Consider the following 22,864-nt stretch of genomic DNA (forward strand, 5'->3'; position numbering starts at 1 on the left):
ATGATTGGAATAGTAATGTTTTTCGTAGCCTTGTTTGCGCTTTTACTTGGCTTCCCAGTGGCGTTTACCTTTGGTGGTATCGCGTTAATCTTTGGTGTTTGGGCTGAGGGCATTGAAATGTTTGCCTTCATGCCATATCGAATTCAATCCATTATGGAAAACACGGTTCTGATGGCCGTTCCATTGTTTGTTTTTATGGGGCTCGTTCTACAAAAGACCAAGCTTGCTGAGCAGTTGCTTGAGTCTATGGGGCGACTGTTTGGCGGCGTTCGTGGTGGTATCGCGATTTCAACCGTATTAGTAGGTTCACTACTTGCGGCTTCTACTGGCGTGGTTGGTGCTTCTGTTGTTGCTATGGGACTTATCTCCCTACCTGTAATGCTCAAGTACAATTACGACAAAGGCTTAGCCTGCGGCACTATTTGTGCGTCTGGTACGCTAGGGCAGATCATTCCACCCTCCATCGTATTGATTCTATTGGGTGATGTTCTAGGTGTTCCTGTAGGCGACTTGTTCCAAGCGGCGATTTGGCCAGGCGTGATGCTGGTCGGCGCGTACATCGTTTATATCTTGATATACGCAAAGCTACACCCTGAAGCGGCTCAACCTATTGAACGTGATGACTCCATCAGCCGTAAGCAGGAAGTGTTTAATGCACTGAAAGCGATTCTTCCGCCTCTAGCGTTAATCATTGTTGTACTGGGCTCTATCTTCGCAGGTGTTGCTACGCCAACAGAGTCAGCCGCATTAGGTGGCGCGGGTGCGATGATACTTGCACTGCTTTACGGTCAATTTAGTTGGTCGATGGTGTACGAGGCGTCGAAAGAGACGGTGAAAGTAACGGCGATGGTATTTGCTATCTTGTTGGGTGCAACGGCATTCTCAATGGCGTTTACCTACACTGGTGGCGACTATCTGGTTGAAGAGTGGATGCTACAACTGCCAGGTGAAAAATGGGGCTTCCTGATCATTACCATGCTGGTGATTCTGATTCTGGGTTTCTTCATCGACTTCGTAGAGATCTGTTTCATCATCGTGCCGATCATTGCGCCAGTTGCTGAACTGATGGGCATCAACATGACATGGTTCGCTATCCTTATTGCGATGAACCTACAAACTTCCTTCTTAACGCCGCCATTTGGTTTTAGTTTGTTCTATTTAAAAGGCGTAGCACCGAAAGGCGTGACGACTAAGGACATCTACCGAGGTGTGATGCCGTTCATTCTGATTCAAATCCTCGTACTTGGATCACTTCTCGCTTTCCCATCTTTCTATGGAATGTGAGTGAAGCCAAGAATGTGAATGATATGTTTCGACGGCTATCTATAAATTGCTAAAGTAAAACGGCTTATTGATGTTCAGTAAGCCGTTTTTTGTGAGGGAAAGGAATGCCTCTAAAAGCCAAGCTGATTTTGCTGACGTTGCTCCCGTTGCTGCTGGTAACGGCGAGTATTAGTTGGATCTCGCTGCACCAGACTAAGACGTTAGGCGCTAAAGAAGTCGAGATCTTTAGAGACAGCCTAATCAAGTCGCGTGAAAACGCCCTCAAAGACACGGTTGATCTCGCGTTCGACGCCATAGAACACGTCTATAACGATCCAAATATCCAAGAAGCCCAAGCCAAAAAAAAAGTTCGAACCATATTGTCTAAACTTAGATATGGCTCTGATGGGTACTTCTTCGCATACGATCGCCACGGGACCAACTTGGTTCATCCAATTCAGCCAGAATTGATAGGCCAAAACCTACTCCAACTGCAAGATGAAGATGGCGATTTTCTGATAGAGGCTCTGTTAAGAGAAGCGCAAACCGGAGGCGGGTTTCACCAGTATTTGTGGCAAAAACCGTCGACGGGTGAGGTGGTGTCTAAGCTGAGCTACGCCGCTTGGTTAGAGCGTTGGGACTGGATGATTGGCACCGGCTTGTATATTGAAGACGTACACCAAGAAGTGGCTTCGATGCAGGCTGCGATAAATAAGAATATTGAAACCACGTTCTTTTCGATTGTGGTGATTTTGAGCGTAACGGTCGCGGTCATCATCGTGCTGACCTTGGCTATTAACATGCATGAACATCGGATTGCTGATAACAACTTAAAGGAGCTGGCGCATAAGACGGTGATGTTCCAAGAAGACGAGAAGAAGCATCTAGCGCGTGAGTTGCATGATGGTATTAACCAATTATTAGTGTCGAGTCGTTGCCATTTGGAACTGCTCGGTAATAAGCTACAAAATGAAGACCTTAAAGCACATTTGAATAAGTCGCAGCATTCACTGATGCGAGCAATCGAAGAAGTGAGGCACATCTCGCATCAACTTCGTCCAAGTTCGTTGGATGATATTGGTTTAGAGGCGGCATTGTCTTCATTGTTGTTAGATTTTCAGGCGCATTCGGGTATTGAAGTAGAAACCTTGTTTAGCACTCAACAGGGTAAGTTGAAATCTGAGGCTGCGACAACCTTGTATCGAGTGGTGCAAGAGTCGCTGAATAATATCGAGAAACACGCGCAAGCGACCAAAGTAACGGTTATCGCTCAGCAAATTGGTAATGTGTTGCAACTACTGATTCAAGATAACGGTGTCGGTTTCAACACCTATAAAGCGATGGAAAAACGAGGGATCGGGCTGCGTAACATGAGAGAGCGAGTGGAGTTCATCGGTGGTGACTTTGAATTGATGAGTGAGATTGGCCTCGGAACGGAAATTACAGTGTTACTGACACTAGAGGGATTAATGAATGAGTGAAGTTATTCGAGTTGTGATTGCTGACGATCACCAAGTGGTACTGGATGGCTTTATGGCGAGATTGGAACTCGAGCCAGATATTAGCGTGATAGGTACCGCCAGCAATGGACTAGAAGCGGTAGAGGTCGTTAAGTCTCTGCGCCCTGATGTGGTGTTGATGGATATCAGCATGCCTATCATGAATGGCATTGATGCCACCCATCTGATTAAAGAAGAAGACCCAGAAGCCAAGGTCCTGATGCTGACCATGCATAACAACCGTGAATACATCATGAAGGTGATGCAGTCGGGGGCTGTCGGCTACATGTTGAAAGAGATTTCGGCTGAAAAAATGGTGCAGGCAATCAAAACGGTCAATCAAGGCTCGACCTATTTCTGTGAAAAAGTCACGCAGAATTTGTTTACTCAGCCGATTACTCCGACGCCATCGGTCAAGAATCCATTGAGTAGACGTGAAGAGGCTGTGCTGAAATTAGTCGCAAAAGGGGAGAGCAGTAAAGAGGTCGCAAAGGCGCTGAATATCAGCTATCGAACGGTAGAAACCCATAGGCAAAATATTAAGCATAAGCTCGATATTCACTCTACGGCAGAGCTTGCTAAATATGCGGTCAGCTCCGGGCTTGTGGACTGATCTTACGCTAAATAACGTTAAATGTGTAATTTAATTACTAAATGTGTAATTTACGCCTCCTTTATGGAGGTTTTTTTAGTATTTTTGCGACAGGTTGATATTCTTCTTTTCGAAATTTAAGCGCCGAATGCAATGTTGCAAACTGTGCGCTGCAAATTAGAGAGGAAGCATGGAGCCTGTAAAAGATAGGTATAGTATTGAAAATACCGATTATACAGTAGGACAAGATAACGTTCAGAAATGGGGTTTTGATGTTCATAACCCAGTATTTGGAATCAGTGCAGGGGCGATCATTATCTTCCTGTTGGCACTTCTAGTCGCAGACCCTGAAACCGCAAAAGCGGCGCTTGATGGAATCAAATGGAAAGTCATTGGTAACTTCGATGGTTTCTTCATGTGGGCAGCAAACATCTTCGTAATTTTCTGTTTTGCCCTCATTGTCTCCCCGTATGGCAAGATACGTATTGGTGGCAATGATGCCAAAGCAGAGCACTCAAACCTATCTTGGATGTCGATGTTATTCGCCGCAGGAATGGGTATTGGCTTAATGTTCTGGGGTGTTGCTGAGCCAGTAGCTTATTTCACTGGCTGGTGTGAAACACCACTAGGTGTTGAAGCTTACTCTCCTGAAGCGGCGAAGTTGGCTCTTGGTGCAACCATCTACAACTGGGGTCTGCACGGTTGGGCGATTTACGCGGTTGTTGCTCTAGCGCTTGCCTTCTTCACCTTCAATAAAGGTTTACCTCTATCAATCCGCTCTATTTTCTACCCTATCTTGGGTGATAGAACTTGGGGTTGGTTTGGTCATATTGTTGATATCGTCGCTGTGCTTGCAACGCTATTTGGCCTTGCAACTTCATTGGGCTTAGGTGCTCAACAAGCGACCAGTGGTATTAACCATGTATTTGGTACCGATGGCGGTATTGGCATGCAGCTGATTGTTATCGCTGTGGTTACTTTCTTAGCGACAATGTCCGTGGTTCGTGGCATCAACGGCGGCGTATAAGTGCTAAGTAACGTGAATATGCTGGTGGCTTTAGGCTTGCTGATCTTTGTTACGATTGCAGGTGGCATGGCGGGTATTAAAGCAATCCCAACCGCGCTAATGGGCTACATTGAAAACTTCATTCCCTTAAGCAATCCTCACGGTCGTGATGACGAAACGTGGATGCAAGGTTGGACGGTATTCTACTGGGCGTGGTGGATGTCTTGGTCACCATTCGTAGGCATGTTCATCGCTCGTATCTCTAAAGGTCGAACGATTCGTGAATTCATCGTTGCTGTATTGTTCATCCCAACGACAGTAATCATCATCTGGATGGCTATTTTCGGTGGCATCGCGATTGATCAAGTGGCGAACAAGGTGGGCGAGATTAGTGTGAATGGTCTGCAAGATATTACACTTTCTCTTTTCCATACTTACGATGCTCTGCCAATGAGCTCTGTGCTTTCAGTGGTATCGATTGGTTTGATTATGGTGTTCTTTATCACCTCTTCTGATTCAGGCTCATTGGTTATCGATAGCATTACCTCTGGCGGTAAAGTGGATGCACCGGTTCCACAACGTGTATTTTGGGCGTTGATGGGCGGCGCGATTGCAGCGGTTCTACTATGGGTTGGTGGTACGGAATCTATTCAAGCACTGCAAGCTGGAACGGTATCGATGGCGCTACCATTTGCCTTCATATTATTGCTTATGTGCCTAAGCTTATTGCTAGGTTTACGAACTGAAAATCAATTGGTTAAGCACCAAAATGCTTTGAGTTAAAAGTATTTTTGATAAAAAGGTCGACAGGGTCGACCTTTTTTTCGTCATATACTTGAGTAATTACGTGAATATTGTTTGAAATTCCATCGAACCGATTCTAGTTTACTGAAAACAACAAGTTAACCTGCTAAACTTCAGACATCCAAGTATTTGAATTATTGTGACAACAGCTTGTACTACTTGGATCGTAGGTTCGAGTTTGTAATTAAGTCGCAGGTAAGTAAGGAATACGAGGTCAATAGACCCTAATAGAATTCCGTAGAGAGGGATGATGACTAAAGGTATAGATAAATACAGTATCGACAGTACGGATTACACTGTCGGTCAAGATAACGTCCAAAAATGGGGTTTTGATGTTCATAACCCAGTATTTGGTATTAGTGCGGGACTTATCGCTTTGTTCCTGATCGGTGTTCTTATTACAGATACCGCTTCAGCAAAGGCTGCGCTAGATGGCGTTAAAGGCCAGATTATCAATTCGTTTGATTGGCTTTTCATCTGGTCGGGTAATATTTTCGTAATTTTCTGCTTAGGTTTGATTGTTTCTCCGTACGGCAAAATCCGCCTTGGTGGTGTTGATGCGACGGCAGATTACTCATTCTTCTCTTGGCTATCGATGCTGTTTGCCGCAGGTATGGGTATCGGCTTGATGTTCTGGAGTGTGGCAGAGCCAGCGGCTTACTTCACGGGTTGGTTTGAAACTCCGTTAGGTGTTGAACCAAACACACCAGAAGCTGCAAAACTGGCATTGGGCGCAACCATGTATCACTGGGGTCTACACCCTTGGGCGATTTATGGCGTAGTAGCACTGTCACTTGCGTTTTTCTCTTACAACAAGGGATTGCCTCTTTCTATCCGTTCTATCTTTTACCCAATTTTAGGTGATAGAGCTTGGGGCTGGGCAGGTCACATTGTTGATATTCTTGCTGTACTTGCAACGCTATTTGGTCTGGCGACATCGTTAGGTCTTGGTGCACAACAAGCGGCAAGTGGTATTCAGCATGTATTCGGCATTGAAGCGGGCTTAGGTCTGCAAGTTATTGTGATTACAGCGGTGACTTTATTGGCGGTAGTATCAGTACTTCGTGGTATTGATGGTGGCGTTAAAGTTATCAGTAACATCAACATGTTGGTGGCTTTCCTACTGCTTATCTTAGTGGCTCTAATCGGCTACGCGGTGACTTTAGGTTCTATCCCAACGACATTGATGGCATACATTGAAAACATCATTCCGTTGAGTAACCCTCACGGTCGTGAAGATGAAACGTGGATGCACGGTTGGACTGTATTCTACTGGGCTTGGTGGATCTCATGGTCTCCATTCGTAGGTATGTTTATCGCACGTGTTTCTAAAGGTCGTACCGTTCGTGAGTTCATCACAGCAGTACTGATTGTACCGACTACAGTGACTATCATTTGGATGTCAGTATTCGGTGGCATGGCGATTGACCAAATCGTGAATAACGTTGGTATTCTTGGTCAAGACGGCCTAACAGATGTATCACTAGCAATGTTCCAAATGTTTGATGCACTGCCGTTCGGGACTCTGCTTTCAATCATTGCGGTTGTATTGGTTCTAGTATTCTTCATTACATCGTCTGACTCAGGCTCTCTAGTAATCGACAGCATCACCGCGGGTGGTAAAGTTGATACGCCTGTGCCTCAACGTGTGTTCTGGGCGTTCCTAGAAGGTGCTATTGCTGTTGCTCTATTGTGGGTTGGTGGTACTGAAGCAGTACAAGCTCTACAAGCGGGTGCAATCTCTACAGCATTGCCATTCACCATCATTCTATTACTGATGTGTGTGAGCTTGCTAATGGGTATGCGTACAGAAAAGCGCTAGGCTTTTAAGCTGAAATCTACTGCAATTTATACGCAGTAGAGTGGTAAATAATATGAAGGCAGAAGAGGAAACTCTTCTGCCTTTTTTGTTTCTTCTTTACCGTGTTTTCTTGTCTCTTTTTAACATGTGAAGTGCGATAAAAATACTAATAACCGTAGAGATAATGCCGCCTTAAATTTGGCGACAAGCCAAGGAATTGACATTAGGTAAGCTTATGGTTTGCTTAAAATTATATTCCGATATTAAATTATAAAATTGCTCGAATTTAATACTGATATTGGGTAGTATGCGCGGGATTTCCCACCACTCGTGAAACTTTGACATGAAACTAACACTAAAGCAGAAGTTGATAGGTGCTAGCCTATCTGCTGTTGTCGTTATGGCTACAGCGTTGACTTGGTTATCAGCAAACCAATTATTTGAACAGACTCGTAATGGCGTATACCTACGAGCTGAAAGCGTATCTGAAGCAGCATCTGAAGGTATTAAAAACTGGATTGATATCCGTACTGATATCGCATCAGCATTTAATGACTTTTCACGAGAGGATGATGTTGTTCCTTTCCTTAGACAAGCTCGTGTAGCGGGTGGCTTTGACGATATCTTTTTAGGTACTCCAGAAGGTGGAATGTACCGTTCACATCCTGAACGTAATCGTGCAGATTACGATCCTCGTCAACGTCCTTGGTACCAAGAAGCAAACGCTGCAGGTAAGCAAATCATTACTACGGCTTACCAAGATGCAATCACCAAAGCACTTCTAGTAACGATCGCAGAACCTGTTCGCCACAATGGCCAACTTGTTGGTGTTGTTGGTGCAGACGTACTGATCGACCAGTTGGTTAACGATGTAATCAGCCTTGATGTTGGTGACAACGCTTACGCAATGCTAATTGATGCCTCTGACGGCACATTCCTAGCACACCCAGATTCAGCACTAAGCTTGAAGCCGGTAAGCCAGCTTTCAAACGATATCTCTATGCCTATCATCGAAAACGCAGTGCGTACGGGTAGCATCGAGATCATCAAAGAGCGCGGCGCAGACAAGCTGCTTTACTTCACGAAGGTGCCTAACACTAACTGGATCTTCGCGGTTCAGATGGACAAAGCAACAGAAGAAGCGAACCACTCAACGCTACTTACTCAGCTGATCATCACTGCTGTCGTTATTACGCTCATCGTAATCGTACTCGTGTCTTGGTTAGTAAGCTTCCTATTCCGCGACCTAAACCGCGTTTCAGCAGCACTTGAAGAAATTGCTTCAGGTGAGGGCGATCTTACTCAACGCCTTGAGCCTAAGAGCGACGACGAAATTGGTCAGCTTGCAGCAAACTTCAACCGCTTTGTGGGTAACATGCACACCATGGTGATCAAGCTAAGCGAAGTATCTGCTGCGCTAGGCAACCAAGCACGTCAAACGGCTTCTCAAGCTGAAGAACGTAGTGCTCGTATCCAAATGCAACAAGACGAGATCAACATGGTAGCAACAGCCGTTAACGAAATGGCTGCAGCAACACAAGAGATCGCAGGTAACGCAGACCACACTGCACAGAACTCATCTGAAGCGGTTGGCGCGTGTGAGCACGGTACTGGTCAAGTAACACAGACTCAAAGCTCTATCCAAAACCTTGCTCAAGAAGTTCAAATCGCAACTAACGTGATTCTCGAGCTTGAAGAGCACGGCAACAGCATCAACGCTATCTTGTCTAACATTCAAGGTATTGCAGAACAAACGAACCTACTTGCACTTAACGCCGCTATTGAAGCAGCACGTGCCGGTGAGCAAGGTCGTGGTTTCGCAGTAGTAGCGGATGAAGTTCGAGTTCTGAGCCAACGTACACACGGTTCAACGCAAGAAATTCAACAAACGATTGAGTTGCTGCAAGGTACAACAGGCAAAGCGGTTAACATCATGAACGATAGCCGTACACTTGCTGAAACCAGTGTTGATGACGCGAACTCAGCGGCTGCAAGCCTAACGCAAATCCATGCTGCTGTTGAACGCATCAGTGACATGGCAACACAGATTGCTTCTGCTGCAGAAGAGCAAGCGTCAGTAACGTCTGAGATTACTCGTAACACTGAAGGAATCCGTGACGTATCTAACGAGCTAGCAGACGAAGCACACCAAGCTGCAGAGCAAGCCGCTCAACTTTCTGAGCTGTCTCACGAGCTAGAAAGCGAAATCAGCCGCTTCAAGCTTTAAGCACTAACTCGTAATTTAAAAGCCGAATGTGATTATCACATTCGGCTTTTTTGTGCGTGCTAGTTAGAGTTATGAATCCCTAACTAGTTATTCGGATAGCCAGGGAATTTCGCTTTAAGGTTGGCACGAGTAGGGAAGTACTGCTCCATAAATTTAACCATCGCAGGGTCGTTCGCTTGTCGTTTTTAAGCTGTTTGGGTATTGGCATCAAGGTCAGTACTTATTGTAAGTGACTGGCCAAGTTTGATTGGAGAAGGGTGTAGTTCAGGAGAATCACAGACACAAAAAAGCCCGAGCATGGACTCGGGCTTTGAATGGTTTTTTTTTATAACTTATGAAGGAGCTAGATTGCCTGGCGAAGTTGGAAGTAACGTCCTTCTTCGTTTAACAGCTTCTCATGGGAGCCGTGTTCAACAATCTCGCCTTGTTCAATCAGAACAATCGAATCCATCGACTCTAGACCAATCAAACGGTGAGTGATGAAGATAACCGTCTTGCCTTCAAAGTGCTTCTCGAACAGCGTCATGATGCTGTGTTCTGTTTGCTTATCTAAGCCTTCTGTTGGCTCATCGAGAAGCAGGATAGGGGCATCATGAAGAATCGCACGTGCGATGCCAATACGGCGCTTCTCACCACCAGACAGTTGACGACCACCGTCACCTAACCAGCTATCAAGTGCGTTATTCTCAAGCAGCTTTTCTAGACCAACGTCTTTTAGGATATTCGCTAAGTGATCATCGGTCGCTTCTGGTCTTGCAATCAACAAGTTGTCACGCAAAGTACCATTTAGAATGTCGACACGTTGGCTTACCACACTGATTGATTCACGAAGCTGTGATTCGTTCCACTGCGTCAGTTCAATGCCCGCGATTGAGATATAGCCCTTTTTAGGATCCCAGTAACGAGTCAGAAGCTGAATCAGAGTCGATTTACCAGAACCTGTTTGACCCACAATCGCAACCTTGTGCGTGGCAGGGATCGTTAGGTCAACAGCGTTCAGAACACTGCGCTCAGAGTCAGGGTAGTTGAATGTCACGTTTGAGAACGTAATATCAAGCGGCTTGTTGATGTCTAGCTTCTCTTCAGCGAACTGAACTTCAGGCTCCGACAAAATAACTTCGTTCAAGCGACGTGCTGAAGACAGAGTTTGACCTAAATGCTGGAACGCACCTGCAATTGGCATTAATAGCTCGAAGCTTGCCATGGTTGCGAATGCCATTAGCGCGATGAACGGGTCTGGTGCATTACCACCCACACCGTCAGCCGCAAGCCAAAGCATAAGAACCAACGTCAAACCGTTGAACAGCATTAGCGCTGCTGAAGCCATACCGGTTAGGTTAGCATTCACAAACTGATTCGCCATCAGCTTGCGTTGCGTTTCTAGAATTGCATTGCGGTAACGCTCTTCAGCACCAAACAGAGTCAGTTCGCTGTAGCCTTCAATCCAATCTAACGTAGTCACACGAAGATCAGCTTTGTTCTGTGTCAGTTCACCACCGTTACGTTTACCCAGCTTGTAGAACAAGATTGGCCAAACCAACAGCATGATAAGAAGGATAGAACCTAAGATTAAACCTAGTGAGCTATCGAACCACATTAAGAACAGAGTTAGGAAGAAGATCCCGAACATACCCACCGTCACAGGGCTTACTAAGCGCAAGTACACGTGGTCCATGGCGTCGACATCAGCAACCAAACGGTTGAGAAGGTCAGCGTCACGAAGGTTTGAAATACGACCTGGGATCAGCGGAGCCAGCTTCTTGAAGAAGAAGATCCGTAAATCAGTTAACAGTTTGAATGTCGCATTGTGGCTCACAACACGTTCACCCCAACGACCCGCAGTACGGCTCATTGCCAAACCACGTACGCCACCACCCGGTAGCATGTAGTTGAAGGTTTCACGTGCAATCGTCAGGCCAGCAACCGCGGAAGCTGAAATAAACCAACCTGATAGCGTTAACAAGCCGATAGAAGCCGACAGAGTAGCAAAAGCCAATAGCATGCCTAGCGATAGGCCAAACCAATGCTTTTTATAGAGTTTCAGGTAAGGCAGTAAATCACGCATCTAAATTACCCTTATTATCTTGTTGAGCTAAGTTCGCGTTAAGCATCTCTTCGAATAAACCACCCGCAGTCGAAAGCTGAGAGTAATGACCTTGTTCAACAAGACCACCATCGCGCATAACCAGAATGTTATCGACCGATTGAAGCGGGGCAAGTTGGTGCGTCACAAGTAGGGCAGTGCGGCTTTCGATGTTGCTATTGATGCCTTTCATTACCAACTGTTCGCTACGAGTATCTAGGCTGGCACTGGGTTCATCGAGCAACCAGAACTGACCGTCTTGAATCATTGCGCGAGCCAGAGCCAAACGCTGAGATTGACCAACAGAAAGGCCGCCAGAGCGATCAGAAATCATGTAATCCAAGCCGTGCTCGTTTACAAATTCGCTAGCAAATGATTGCTCAAGTGCATTCTCGACAATTTGGTCAGCGATATCGTGCTTACCTAGGGTGACGTTGTCACGAATGCTACCGTGCAGTAGCAATGGGTTTTGACCAACCCAGCTAATGGTTTTACGCCAAGAGGCTAAGTCGAGGTCACGCAATTCAATACCATTGATTTTCAAGCTTCCTTCATAAGGCATGAAACCAAGAATAGCGTTGATCAAACTCGTTTTACCCGCACCACTTGGGCCAACTAACGCAGTCGACTGTCGAGTGTTAAGTGCGAACGAAATAGGACCAACCAATTGAACACCTTCAGGGCTTAACACTTTGAGATCTTGAGCTTCAATATTGATGCCTTGAGCCGGGTCGAGCTGAGTGTCGCCTGATTTAACCTTAGTGATGTCTGTTTCTAGGAACTCGACAATACTTTCGGCAGCGCCAACCGCTTGTTGCTTCGCGTGGTAGAAAGTACCTAAGTCGCGCAGAGGTTGGTAAAACTCTGGCGCCAAGATAAGGATAAACAAACCTGCGAATAGCGTAATGCCCGCGCCGTAGTGGCCGAAGTTAAGCTCACCAATGTAGGTGAAACCAAAGTAAACCGCTGTCATCGCGATAGAGATCGACGTGAAAAACTCAAGTACAGCAGAAGACAAGAAAGCGATTTTCAACACATCCATGGTACGCGTTCTGAACACTTCAGATGCACCTTTCAATACCTCTGTTTCAGCGTTGGTGCGATCAAATAGACGGATGGTTGTCATTGACTGCAAACGGTCGTAAAAGTGACCAGAAAGACGCTGCAGTGCTTTGAAGTTTTTACGGTTTGCATCGGCTGCTTTCATACCAACAAGTGCCATGAACATCGGCACCAGTGGAGCAGTAATCAAGAAGATCAGTCCTGCTGCCCAGTTAACTGGGAACACCACAACCAAAATAATGAATGGAATCATTACCGACAAAGACATCTGAGGTAAGTAACGAGAGAAGAAGTCTTGCATGTCTTCGACTTGTTCTAGCAACAGGGTTGCCCACGTACCCGCAGGTTTGCCTTTGATATAAGCAGGGCCCAACTCACGTAACTTATCAAGGATCAGTTGCCTGATGTAGACACGGATCTGTTCACCACAGCGATAACCTGCGATCTCACGTCCCCATGTACAGCCAGCACGGCCAACGACCGATAATGCCAAGCCGGCGAAATGACCAACCAGTTCAGATTTATCGACATTCTCGATGATCAGCTGGTGAAGAATAGAGGCGAGAAGAGCTGCTTGAGCAATTAAAAACACGCTTGAAAGTACGCCAAGGCTAATCGCAATCATAAGCCAGCGTTTCGCTAACTTACTCTGTTGCTTAAGCCACTTGTTCAAGCTGCGTTGTTTTTTCTTATCCATTATGAAGGCTTAATGATAATTATTATTTGTTGAGGGCGGCTAGTATACAAAAGAAAGCCCAGTGGATATACCACTGGGCTTTAGGGATTTACAACAAAATGTGATGACGCCCTGCATCTACTGAGGCGAGAGCACCGATAATCAAATCTGCAATCTCAGATTTACTTATCGTTAAGGCCATCTAGGAAGCGTTCAGCATCCAGTGCAGCCATACAACCTGTACCAGCAGAAGTGATTGCTTGGCGGTAGTTGTGGTCCATTACATCACCTGCAGCGAACACGCCAGGGATGCTGGTTTGTGTTGCGTTACCTTCAAGACCAGACTGAACGATGATGTAGTCATCTTTCATGTCGACTTGGCCTTTGAAGATTTCAGTGTTTGGTTGGTGACCGATAGCAATGAATGCGCCCATTACTTCGATATCTTCTGTCTTATCAGACTGAGTATCTTTAATACGAACGCCCGTTACGCCCATGTCGTCGCCCAGAACTTCGTCTAGCGTGCGATCAGTGTGAAGAACAATGTTGCCGTTCTCTACTTTGTCCATTAAACGTTTCACTAGGATCTTTTCAGCGCGGAACGTGTCACGGCGGTGAACTAGGTGAACTTCAGATGCGATGTTAGACAGGTAAAGTGCTTCTTCAACAGCCGTGTTACCACCACCAACTACCGCCACTTTCTGGTTGCGGTAGAAGAAACCATCACACGTTGCACAAGCAGAAACGCCACGGCCTTTAAATGCTTCTTCAGAATCTAAACCTAAGTACTTAGCCGATGCACCCGTAGAGATGATCAATGCATCGCACGTGTACTCGCCTGAATCGCCTTTAAGACGGAAAGGGCGGTTAGATAGGTCGACTTCGTTAATGTGGTCGAACAGGATCTCTGTTTCAAAGCGCTCTGCGTGCTCTTTCATGCGATCCATTAGAGCTGGACCCGTTAAACCTTCAGCATCACCCGGCCAGTTTTCCACTTCTGTTGTGGTTGTAAGCTGACCACCTTGCTGCATACCAGTAACCAGAACTGGGTTTAGGTTTGCACGAGCAGCGTAAACTGCAGCTGTATAGCCAGCAGGGCCAGAACCAAGAATCAATAAATTACAGTGCTTTACGTCGCTCATGAGGACTCCGAAATTGAAATTGTTTTTATTTATAATCGCTTAGGATTGTATGGAAAATATGGAGGCAATAAAAGTGTAAACAAGGGCTGAAGTGTAATTAATCGTTATACGTTAGAACTTAATGGAGACAAACGTTTTCCTGGCTGGAAGAGTCAGTGAGAACTTCCCAAGGTTTAACGTGTGGTGGGGAGGTCAGCACTATCGCTAGTTAGGGGCCTTCAAAAGCTAGTGGAGGAGTGAGCATGTTATAGTGCTCAGAGAGTATGTAGGCTTTGAAGTTTATAATTAAGAGTACAAAAAACACTCGAACTCGAGGGTTCGGGCAACTTTTGGGGTTGGAAAGTCGCTTACAGAAGCGTCTAGCCCTATTGGTTCAGGACAGTTAAACAAAAGTGCTTTAAATACACAAGGCGTAGAGAAAGGCCAACCATAAACCAAACCGATCAGAGCTTTAATTTCGAGTGATAACTTGTGGCCAAAAAGCCGAACTAACTAAGTAGAACGACTCTTTGATATTGACTCTTGGTTATCAAAATTACATGTTGGTTTGATTGTGACCTACCGCTAATTCCGAGGTGATCTTGTCCATCATGTCATAAACTGGACCTTGGACACCCATTGAATCAGCTTCGAGGGATGACTTTAAAACCGTTTCACCGGTATTACTATCAATAAGGTGCAATCTCATATACGACAGATGGTTACCTAGGTCCCAATTATATCTATAAGTAAACTTGGCGATATAAGTTCGCTTCTGGTTTGTTGAATTGCCATTCCAAATTAATGCCGTACTACTGAGAAGCGCCTGAACGCTATCTATTGTTTCTTGTGGTGTCTCAACGCCATTTTGCAACAAAAATCCTGTGGCAATGTTCGGAGATACAGCGAAGTTTAAGCCTTGAGGTAGCGAACCGATTCTATTAGCCATCGCGACTGTATTTGCCGTGCTGACGACTACACCTACCGCTTCAAAGTCGGTATTTGTTACAGGTCCTCCTGAGTTCCCTGGAGAGATCGGGGCCGTAATTTGTATGTTGCTAGTGTTACCATCAAATCCATACAAACTGCTTATATTACCCGTTGTCAGTCTTGCATAATCGCCCAGCATAGAAGAGAGCGGGTAACCCGATACGTAAATACTATTTCCAACTTCAGCTGTAGCGAATTTTATTGATTTCAAATCACCGCTGTCTGCCTTTAGGAGGGCTAGATCATTATGTTCATCAGTAGCAATAACAGTAGCCGGAATGTTCTTACCTGCATAACTGATAGTAATGTCATCTAAATCCTTTATTACATGGTAATTGGTGAGCCATTTGTTTTCAGCCACCAAGAAACCGCTACCAGTGCCTGATTGCGCAAAATGCTTGCCGCCATGACCAAGTTCTGATGAGATTTGTTTATCTTCTAAATACTTCAAGATAACCGGACCAACACCAAGTCGATCCTCAACCGCGTCACTTTCAATCACAACATGAATGTTATTGTTACCTACAGCAGTGTTATCCACAATGGCTACTTGCGATGACACACACCCCATTAAAGACAAAGACACCATACATAACAAAAGTAACTTTTTCACGAACATCTCCAAAACAAAAAAGGGGCAGAATTCTACCATTAACCTCATGGTTGTTTGATTGATCATTCGTTTCAAAATGCTACGAAAAAGCTCGAAGTAGCTAGATAGTGTATTAGAAAAACAACGGGTAGGAATTAGCACATCAGTGCCGGAATCTACATTTTTAAAGCACTTTATTATCAAGCTCTCTAGGTTAACTCAAATACGAGTCTTAACTGATACTAGGAGAACACACCACAAACTGAATTGGAATTGAGAAAGGCGTAACCTTAAAAGAAAGTAATTGTTACTTAAGAGCGGCCGAGTTCCCCCCGAACTCGACCTGTTCCAGACGCGCAAGCAAAGGCGTTTGGTTTCTGGCGTACTTATAAATTAACCAATTTCAGTTTGTTGTGTAAATAATCAATAGCTTGGCAATTGATAGGTAGGTCGTATTTCGCTGTGCAAAAGCATAGAAATGAATGATGGCGAGCGTGACGCCTGAGCTCATGTAAGGAGGTTGGCGTATTGACGCTAAAGGGCTGACACAATATGAAACTTAGCTTTCCAGTGGATAATATCGTTATATTTAAATTTATAGGGATTTATAACTAGCTAGTGGAGTGTGCTAGTTTTAAGAGTTGGTCATCTTTTATTCTGGTGTTATACACTGCTTTTTGATTTCGGGTTGGATTTAGTGTCTGAATTATTAAATCTGACGGGATAAATGATTGTTTAATGTTGATTTGACAAGATCTTCAAGTATCCTTTATGTAAGCAAAATGTTAAATATCAAAAGTAAATTAACAATCATTAAGGAGTCGATGATGTTACATGCTCACGAAAATACCCTACATATTACCCACCTCAGTAACCACGCGGTTGAGGAGTTGTCACCATCATTCTCTAAGCTACCAAGCACAGAGCATGCGGATGGCCAGTTTCGATTGAGAAGGTACTCGGTGGTTCAATTCAGTAATGGACAAGTCGTTGAGCTAGACAAACATAACTTTGTTCAGTCTGAAAACATTAATCACTTTCAAGGTGATGTTGTTCGTCAGTTCGAGCCGATTGAAGCACCAATTCTAAGCAGCCAAGGCATGCAAGAGATGTGTGAACTGTTTATTGAAACCAATGGGCTTGAAGACGGGCAAGAAATCGAAATCCACCAAATCCGTATCGCTGCCATTTTTGAAGAGACGCAGGTTGCACCAGAAGGTGTTCACCAAGACGGCTTCGACCACATCGCTTTAATTGGTGTTAACCGTCATAACATTGTGGGTGGCGAGATCATGCTGTACCAAGATTCTCATGAAGCGCCATTCTTTAGAAAAGTGCTTGAAGACGGTGAAGTAGCAATGCTCGCCGACAGCAAGCTTTGGCACAACGCACAGCCTATTCGTACCATAGACCACGATGAGATGGGCTATATGGATGTGTTTGTTCTAACGGCTAAGGATGCGCGCAATGTCCTTCACTCTTAATGATGTGCGCCAGCAGTTTAGCGCACTAGGCCAATACCATAACGGTAAGCCTGTGACCTTTTTTGATGGGCCGGGTGGCTCTCAGGTTCCTGAAAATGTTTTAGCGTCCATGACGGAATACCTTGGGCACTTTAATTCAAACCTCGGCGGTCATTACTTTTCTAGCCAGAAGACCACAGGTTTAATGCAGCAAGCGAGAGAAGCGGCACAAGCGCTACTCAATGCTGAGTCTTCTGGCAACGTTGTGTTTGGAGCGAACATGACATCTCTGACCTTCCAACTTAGCCGCGCGATCAGCCGCGATTGGAAAGAGGGCGATGAAGTTATCGTCACTGCGTTAGACCATTACTCGAATGTATCAAGCTGGCAGCAAGCGGCAGACGACAAAGGCGCGATTGTTCGCCAAGTTCGTGTAGATGAGTCGGATTGCAGCTTAGACATGGCGCATTTTGAGTCTCTGTTAAATGAGAAGACCAAGCTGGTTGCTGTGACTTTTGCTTCGAATACGACAGGCTCGATTGTTGATATGGCGAAAGTTATCGAGCTTGCACATCAGCACGGTGCTCAGGTTTATGTTGATGCGGTTCACTACGCTCCTCATCACTTGATCGATGTTCAACAGCTGAATTGTGATTTCTTAGCGTGTTCGGCTTATAAGTTCTTCGGCCCGCATGTGGGTATTGCTTACATTGCACCTCAATGGCTGCATACGTTAAAGCCTTACAAGGTTGAGCCTGCCACTAACATTGGCCCAGGCCGTTTTGAAACAGGAACACAAAGTTTCGAAGGTCTTGCAGGTGTGATTGCGGCGGTGGATTACTTAGCACAGTTTGGTGAGCCAACAGATTCACTGCGTTCTCGTTTAGAACAAAGCTACGCGCTTTATAATAAGCATGAAAGCCAACTGAGTGAGTACTTCCTAAAACGCTTGGGCGATCTGGAAGGGGCAAAACTTTATGGTAAGACGGAGTTTGATTCGAACCTGAGAACGCCAACGTTCGCCATCACCTTCGATAACCACTCGCCAGAGTTCATCGCTAAGAAGCTGGGTGAGCATAATATCTGTGTGTGGAACGGACACTTCTACGCGCTAGGTTTGGTGAAGCAGCTGGGTATTGAAGAGCAGGGCGTGGTGCGTATTGGTTGTATGCATTACAACTCGATTGAAGAGATCGACTTGCTGTTCAATGTGCTTGAAGGGATCTTGCGAAGCCATTAGCAGAAGTAATTAGCACTAAATCGCGACAGAATTAGAAAAGAGCATACTTCTCTCATGAATATTGAGTAGGAAATATGCTCTTTTTCATTTCACCGCGCTTATTGAGTTAGCGCCAGTGACTTAATCAAGACAGCGATTCGACTAAGAAAGCTGCTCAACAATGGCGACACCCACTGCGTGTGCGCTGGTTGGGTTCTGGCCTGTAATGACTCGCTCATCAACAATCACAAGCTCTTGCCAAGGTTGAACCTTGTTGAAACGTGCTGCGCCACGAGCAAGTGACTCTTCTAGTAGGAATGGAATGTCGTTGATGGTGCCAAAGTCGATCTCTTCTTCACGTGTAAAGCCAGTCACCGATTTAGAGCTTAGTAGCTTCTCACCGTTGCTTAGTACGATAGGAAGTAGGGCTGCTGGGCCGTGACATACTGCTGCGACAATACCACCATCTTCATAATGCTTTGCTGCGATGCTAGCGAACTGTTCATTGGTTGCTAAGTCTGAAAGCAAACCGAATCCACCTGGGTAGAAGATAGCGTCGTAGCTTTCAGCATTGATTTGGCTTACTGGAATCGTGTTGTTAATGCGGTTTTGGAAATCATCATCCGCCAAGATATCAGCGTTTACTGAATCCCCTTCAATATCGGTTCCGTACAATGGGCCTTTACCACCCTTGATAGAAGCGATGTCGTACTCAAAACCCGCAGCAATGATCTCTTTGAGAGCATGAGTCAGTTCAGGCGCATAAGTACCATTCGCTTGATCTGTATCGCCTAGTGTTGCGTGGTTAGTCACTGGAATTAGTATTTTTTTCATGGTTCGTCCCTTTGAGCTGCTGTTTTTTTATTTAGGTGCTGACGCTTTTCGTTAAGCACTGATGTTGTTCGTTAGGTGCTAACGCTTAGTGCTAGGTATCGTGTTGTTACTTAGCTATCGCCGTCTTGTTGTATCTAATACTAGTTCCAAACCGATTAGGTGATAATATGCTAAACAGGCAAAACATTGTTGCTATATAGCAAAGATAAAATGCGAGTAGATTATGTATGGATAGCTTTGAAGGGATTAATGAATTTGTTGCGGTCGCTGAGTGTCACGGCTTTTCAGCGGCCGCTAAACAGCTAGGTTGCAGTACCAGCCATGTGAGTCGGCAGGTTTCAAGGTTGGAAGAGAGAGTGGGAGTGGCTCTGCTTGCGCGTTCAACACGGATGGTTAGCCTGACTGAATCTGGCCACACTTATTACCAACAGTGCAAAGACTTGGTGATTGGGCTGCAACAAGCGAATGAACAAGTCACATCTCAACAAACTCAGTTGAGCGGTACTTTACGTGTCAGTGCGGCGGGCGCATTTGCAGAAAACCATGTTGCCGCAGCACTGATGGAATTTGCTAAAGATCACCCTGAACTGACTATCGAAATGAACTTCAACACTAAGATGGTGAACTTCATCGAGGATGGTATCGACTTCGCCATTCGCTACGGTCGATTAGACGATTCAGGGCTGGTGGCAAGAAAGTTGGTTGATCGCCCAATGGCTGCGGCAGCAAGCAAAGATTACATTGCTGAGTTTGGTGCGCCAGCGAATCCAGAACAACTCAAGCTGCACAGCTGTATTATCGCCAACAGTGACCAGTGGTTATTCGAGAAAGATGGACAGCCGCTAACTGCGGTAAGAGTTCATGGCCGTTGGAGAAGCAACAATTCAAGCGCGGTACTGAAAGCTTGCGAAGAGGGGCTTGGTATCGTTTATCTTCCTAAAAGCAGCTTCAATGGTGGCCTTAGCAATGGAAAACTCGTTCCTGTGTTAGAAGAGTATTGGGGATCGGGCACAAGCAGTTGGATTGTTTATCAGAACCGTCGCTTTCTTCCACAGAGAGCACGGTTGGCTATCGACTTTTTAGTCTCTTATTTCTCTGATTGGAACGAGTAGTGCACGGGTTATTTCATCAGATTTAACCCAAAAATAGAAAAAGATAATGGTTACATTGGTATAGGTTATCTATTTCTGTTTTTTGACGCGAATAATGGGATTGAGATGCTTGTCTACTTTTACTAACTCGTGTTAGCGATTGAGTTGTAGAGAAGGCCGCAACAGTACGATATACTAGATGGCATATTAATGTCCCTAGCGCGTGATAGATTGTGTGGAAGCGTTGGCAGGATGTGTTGTTATGCTCCAGTTTATGAAGTGTAGCTAGAGTGCGGAGTTGGCAATGTCTTCAATAAATTTCGAATCCACGTACGGTGTAATAACTATTCAAGATATGAATGTAGTGAGTGTTGACGCTAACTATGCTCGCATCTATGGATACCAATCGCCCGAAGAACTACTTTCTAATATCGATAGCTTTCTAGATCTAATCTCAGAAGATTACCATGTTTTAGCTTATCAAAATTACCTTGAAACGGTCAGTGGTCAACGCGACCCTCAGGTTCACACCTATACCAATATTGATCGTAATGGCAGAGAGTTCACTGTGTTTTCTATCGACCATGTGACGGAGTGGCAGGGAAGACCTGCACTGCAAGTCACGGTGATCGATCTTTCCCCAGCGATTCAGCTGCAAAATGCGGTGCTTGAGCAAGATAAGATGTATCACGACATGATCATGCAATCTGGGCAGGGCATCTTGGTTCACCGAGATTTCAAGCCGCTGATGGTTAATCAATCTTGGGTCAACATGCAAGGCGCGGCTTCCATCGAGCAAGTATTAGAGCTGGACTCTATCCTTGAACTGGTACCAAAACAGAATGCCGATGGCATCAGCAAGCACTATCACGCGATCGTATCAGGGGAGTTGTCAGGTACTAGTACCGTGGTTGAAAACATTGGCTTTGACGGCGTTCATCGGTTCTTCAATATTTACGACAATGCGATTACTTGGAAAGGTCAGCCAGCCGTTCAGGTTGTGCTCGAAGATGTGACTCAAAAGGTGATGCTGGAAAAGCAGTTGGTACACCAAGCGAATTACGATGAAATGACGGATTTGCTTAACCGTAGGGCGATTTATGAGTGGCTGAGAGAGCACCTTGTCTCTGAGACTCACTTAGTGTGTATGCTGCTTGATATCGATGACTTCAAATCGATCAATGATACCTACGGGCACATGGTGGGTGACGAGGTAATTTGCGCATTGGCTGATATTACTAAGCGTAATGTTGAGGCTGTGGGCGGTGTTGCAGGTCGATGGGGCGGTGAAGAGTTCATTGTATTTATCCCTAATGCGTCGCCTCAGATTTCGCGTCAAGTGTCTGATCAGATCCGAGAGCAGTTTAATCAAACCGAATTTAAGATTGATGAACAGTTACGATTTAATTCGAGTGTCAGTATCGGAATCAGTGATAGCCAAGCCTGTGAAGACGGTGTCACGATTGATGCACTCGTGAATTTAACGGATCAATCTCTCTATCGCGCGAAAGCCAAAGGCAAGAATTGTGTAGACGGAGATGTGGTTGCGCTCTAACGCCTAAAATCGTCATCGAAAGCGAATAGGATCGACAACGAAAAATGCCCTCAAGTCATCACTTGAGGGCATTTTATTTTTTGGCTATTCACTAAGCGTTTCCAACTATAAGAAACGTTTAAGTTCTACAAGTTATGCAGACACTTCCACTTCGTAAGAGCCAAATTTACGGATGTTAATCACGCCCGTATCTAAGATTAGGTATTGGCCTTTAATACCTTGCAGCACACCAGATACTTCAGGGTTCTTGTCAAAGTTATGCGAAACAATCTTCACTGGGTGTTGCTCAACTGGGTAGCTCAATGAAGTGATGTTTTCGCTCAGAATCTCGATTGCATCGTCACCAAACTTTGCTCTGATCTCTTGGATTTTATCCTCAACCAATGGCAATAGTTCTTTGGCTTTTTCTACCAACTCCATATCGTCGCCATCGCCTTTTAGCAGCGTGCGCCAGTTGGTTTTGTCAGCAATGTGCTTCGCTAACTCAACTTCGATCAGGCCAGAGATCTGACGTGTTTTTACCTTCAAGATAGGCAAACCTTGAGTCGCGCCTTGGTCAATCCAACGGGTAGGGATTTGAGTATGACGAGTGATACCCACCTTTAGGCTTGATGTGTTTGATAGGTAAACGAAGTGATCAACCATGCAGTTCTCTTCACCCCATTGAGGCTCACGACATGTGCCTTCATCGTAGTGACAAGTCTCTGGCTTCATGATGCACATGTCGCAGCTTGCTAGCTTTTTCATGCACACAAAACAGTGGCCTTGAGAGTAGCTCTTCTTAGTTTTCTTACCACATGAGCAGCAAAAAATATTGCCGGTGTGAGTGAGGTTGATGGTTTTACCAATCAGAGGGTTTAGCTCTACAAACTCTTCGCCTACAGGCAAACGGTAGGTAACCGCGCCATCAAGGGAAGCACTCATCTTCTTGAGTGTTCCTTTTGCTAATAAAGACATGACATTACTCGTTGTATTTTGATTATTAT

15 protein-coding genes and 1 pseudogene are annotated in these 22,864 nt (G+C 45.2%); 10 read left to right on the top strand and 6 right to left on the bottom strand.

The window, feature by feature from the left end:
• From AB4482_RS08740 to AB4482_RS08765, 6 genes and pseudogenes are all read left to right on the top strand, one after another.
• Nucleotides 1-1,284: a TRAP transporter large permease subunit gene (locus AB4482_RS08740; protein WP_029235146.1), complete on the top strand. Its 1,284-nt coding sequence runs from the start codon at nt 1-3 to the stop codon at nt 1,282-1,284.
• Between the two features lie 104 nt (nt 1,285-1,388).
• A complete protein-coding gene (locus AB4482_RS08745) occupies nt 1,389-2,744 on the top strand; it encodes a cache domain-containing protein (protein WP_019821218.1) in 1,356 nt (451 codons plus the stop codon).
• A complete protein-coding gene (locus tag AB4482_RS08750; protein WP_017060961.1) occupies nt 2,737-3,375 on the top strand; it encodes a response regulator transcription factor in 639 nt (212 codons plus the stop codon). The genes AB4482_RS08745 and AB4482_RS08750 overlap by 8 nt, the downstream gene beginning before the upstream one ends.
• Nucleotides 3,376-3,544: 169 nt before the next feature.
• A pseudogene (locus AB4482_RS08755) lies at nt 3,545-5,143 on the top strand (BCCT family transporter).
• A gap of 271 nt (nt 5,144-5,414) precedes the next feature.
• Nucleotides 5,415-6,986: a BCCT family transporter gene (locus tag AB4482_RS08760; protein WP_017060963.1), complete on the top strand. Its 1,572-nt coding sequence runs from the start codon at nt 5,415-5,417 to the stop codon at nt 6,984-6,986.
• Nucleotides 6,987-7,308: 322 nt separating this feature from the next.
• On the top strand, nt 7,309-9,192 hold the full coding sequence (locus AB4482_RS08765) for a methyl-accepting chemotaxis protein (RefSeq protein ID WP_017070254.1): 1,884 nt from the start codon (nt 7,309-7,311) through the stop codon (nt 9,190-9,192).
• A gap of 343 nt (nt 9,193-9,535) precedes the next feature.
• Here the strand turns inward: AB4482_RS08765 and cydC are convergent, their stop codons facing one another.
• The 4 genes from cydC to AB4482_RS08785 form a co-directional block, all read right to left on the bottom strand.
• Nucleotides 9,536-11,257 carry a heme ABC transporter ATP-binding protein/permease CydC gene (cydC, locus tag AB4482_RS08770; RefSeq protein WP_372180793.1) on the bottom strand — a complete coding sequence of 574 codons (1,722 nt, stop codon included), beginning with the start codon at nt 11,255-11,257 and terminating at the stop codon, nt 9,536-9,538.
• Nucleotides 11,250-13,034: a heme ABC transporter permease/ATP-binding protein CydD gene (gene cydD / locus AB4482_RS08775; protein WP_372180794.1), complete on the bottom strand. Its 1,785-nt coding sequence runs from the start codon at nt 13,032-13,034 to the stop codon at nt 11,250-11,252. Before cydD ends, cydC begins: the two co-directional genes overlap by 8 nt.
• Nucleotides 13,035-13,195: 161 nt before the next feature.
• Complete coding sequence (trxB, locus tag AB4482_RS08780) at nt 13,196-14,155, bottom strand: thioredoxin-disulfide reductase (RefSeq protein WP_004733400.1); 960 nt, start codon at nt 14,153-14,155, stop codon at nt 13,196-13,198.
• A gap of 535 nt (nt 14,156-14,690) precedes the next feature.
• Nucleotides 14,691-15,737 (bottom strand): S1C family serine protease, encoded by a 1,047-nt coding sequence (locus tag AB4482_RS08785; RefSeq protein ID WP_372180795.1) that lies wholly within the window; start codon nt 15,735-15,737, stop codon nt 14,691-14,693.
• 806 nt (nt 15,738-16,543) lie between these two features.
• Here AB4482_RS08785 and AB4482_RS08790 point away from each other — a divergent pair.
• The gene (locus tag AB4482_RS08790) at nt 16,544-17,200 is read left to right on the top strand and encodes a 2OG-Fe dioxygenase family protein (protein WP_372180796.1); all 657 of its coding nucleotides are present in this window, start codon (nt 16,544-16,546) and stop codon (nt 17,198-17,200) included.
• The gene (locus tag AB4482_RS08795) at nt 17,184-18,419 is read left to right on the top strand and encodes a cysteine desulfurase-like protein (protein WP_123422882.1); all 1,236 of its coding nucleotides are present in this window, start codon (nt 17,184-17,186) and stop codon (nt 18,417-18,419) included. Before AB4482_RS08790 ends, AB4482_RS08795 begins: the two co-directional genes overlap by 17 nt.
• Before the next feature lie 141 nt (nt 18,420-18,560).
• On the opposite strand, the gene AB4482_RS08800 is transcribed toward AB4482_RS08795, so the two are convergent.
• Nucleotides 18,561-19,232 (bottom strand): type 1 glutamine amidotransferase domain-containing protein, encoded by a 672-nt coding sequence (locus tag AB4482_RS08800; RefSeq protein ID WP_372180798.1) that lies wholly within the window; start codon nt 19,230-19,232, stop codon nt 18,561-18,563.
• Nucleotides 19,233-19,459: 227 nt separating this feature from the next.
• Between AB4482_RS08800 and AB4482_RS08805 the strand changes: the two genes are divergently transcribed.
• A complete protein-coding gene (locus AB4482_RS08805) occupies nt 19,460-20,344 on the top strand; it encodes a LysR family transcriptional regulator (RefSeq protein ID WP_372138701.1) in 885 nt (294 codons plus the stop codon).
• Nucleotides 20,345-20,627: 283 nt separating this feature from the next.
• On the top strand, nt 20,628-21,878 hold the full coding sequence (locus AB4482_RS08810) for a diguanylate cyclase (RefSeq protein WP_372180799.1): 1,251 nt from the start codon (nt 20,628-20,630) through the stop codon (nt 21,876-21,878).
• Nucleotides 21,879-22,010: 132 nt separating this feature from the next.
• On the opposite strand, the gene AB4482_RS08815 is transcribed toward AB4482_RS08810, so the two are convergent.
• Nucleotides 22,011-22,835 carry a DUF2797 domain-containing protein gene (locus tag AB4482_RS08815; RefSeq protein WP_029235797.1) on the bottom strand — a complete coding sequence of 275 codons (825 nt, stop codon included), beginning with the start codon at nt 22,833-22,835 and terminating at the stop codon, nt 22,011-22,013.
• Between the last annotated feature and the right edge of the window lie 29 nt (nt 22,836-22,864).

Source organism: Vibrio sp. 10N.222.55.C7 (assembly GCF_041473335.1).
In the GTDB taxonomy this organism is placed as follows: domain Bacteria; phylum Pseudomonadota; class Gammaproteobacteria; order Enterobacterales; family Vibrionaceae; genus Vibrio; species Vibrio crassostreae_C.

Bases quoted from the DNA above. Each gene is read 5' to 3' on its own strand.
- AB4482_RS08815 (WP_029235797.1), bottom strand. From the start codon at position 22,835: ATGTCTTTATTAGCAAAAGGAACACTCAAGAAGATGAGTGCTTCCCTT.
- AB4482_RS08810 (WP_372180799.1), top strand. From the start codon at position 20,628: ATGTCTTCAATAAATTTCGAATCCACGTACGGTGTAATAACTATTCAA.
- AB4482_RS08740 (WP_029235146.1), top strand. From the start codon at position 1: ATGATTGGAATAGTAATGTTTTTCGTAGCCTTGTTTGCGCTTTTACTT.
- AB4482_RS08805 (WP_372138701.1), top strand. From the start codon at position 19,460: ATGGATAGCTTTGAAGGGATTAATGAATTTGTTGCGGTCGCTGAGTGT.
- trxB (WP_004733400.1), bottom strand. From the start codon at position 14,155: ATGAGCGACGTAAAGCACTGTAATTTATTGATTCTTGGTTCTGGCCCT.
- AB4482_RS08765 (WP_017070254.1), top strand. From the start codon at position 7,309: ATGAAACTAACACTAAAGCAGAAGTTGATAGGTGCTAGCCTATCTGCT.
- cydD (WP_372180794.1), bottom strand. From the start codon at position 13,034: ATGGATAAGAAAAAACAACGCAGCTTGAACAAGTGGCTTAAGCAACAG.
- AB4482_RS08760 (WP_017060963.1), top strand. From the start codon at position 5,415: ATGACTAAAGGTATAGATAAATACAGTATCGACAGTACGGATTACACT.
- AB4482_RS08790 (WP_372180796.1), top strand. From the start codon at position 16,544: ATGTTACATGCTCACGAAAATACCCTACATATTACCCACCTCAGTAAC.
- AB4482_RS08800 (WP_372180798.1), bottom strand. From the start codon at position 19,232: ATGAAAAAAATACTAATTCCAGTGACTAACCACGCAACACTAGGCGAT.
- AB4482_RS08750 (WP_017060961.1), top strand. From the start codon at position 2,737: ATGAGTGAAGTTATTCGAGTTGTGATTGCTGACGATCACCAAGTGGTA.
- AB4482_RS08795 (WP_123422882.1), top strand. From the start codon at position 17,184: ATGTCCTTCACTCTTAATGATGTGCGCCAGCAGTTTAGCGCACTAGGC.
- cydC (WP_372180793.1), bottom strand. From the start codon at position 11,257: ATGCGTGATTTACTGCCTTACCTGAAACTCTATAAAAAGCATTGGTTT.
- AB4482_RS08745 (WP_019821218.1), top strand. From the start codon at position 1,389: ATGCCTCTAAAAGCCAAGCTGATTTTGCTGACGTTGCTCCCGTTGCTG.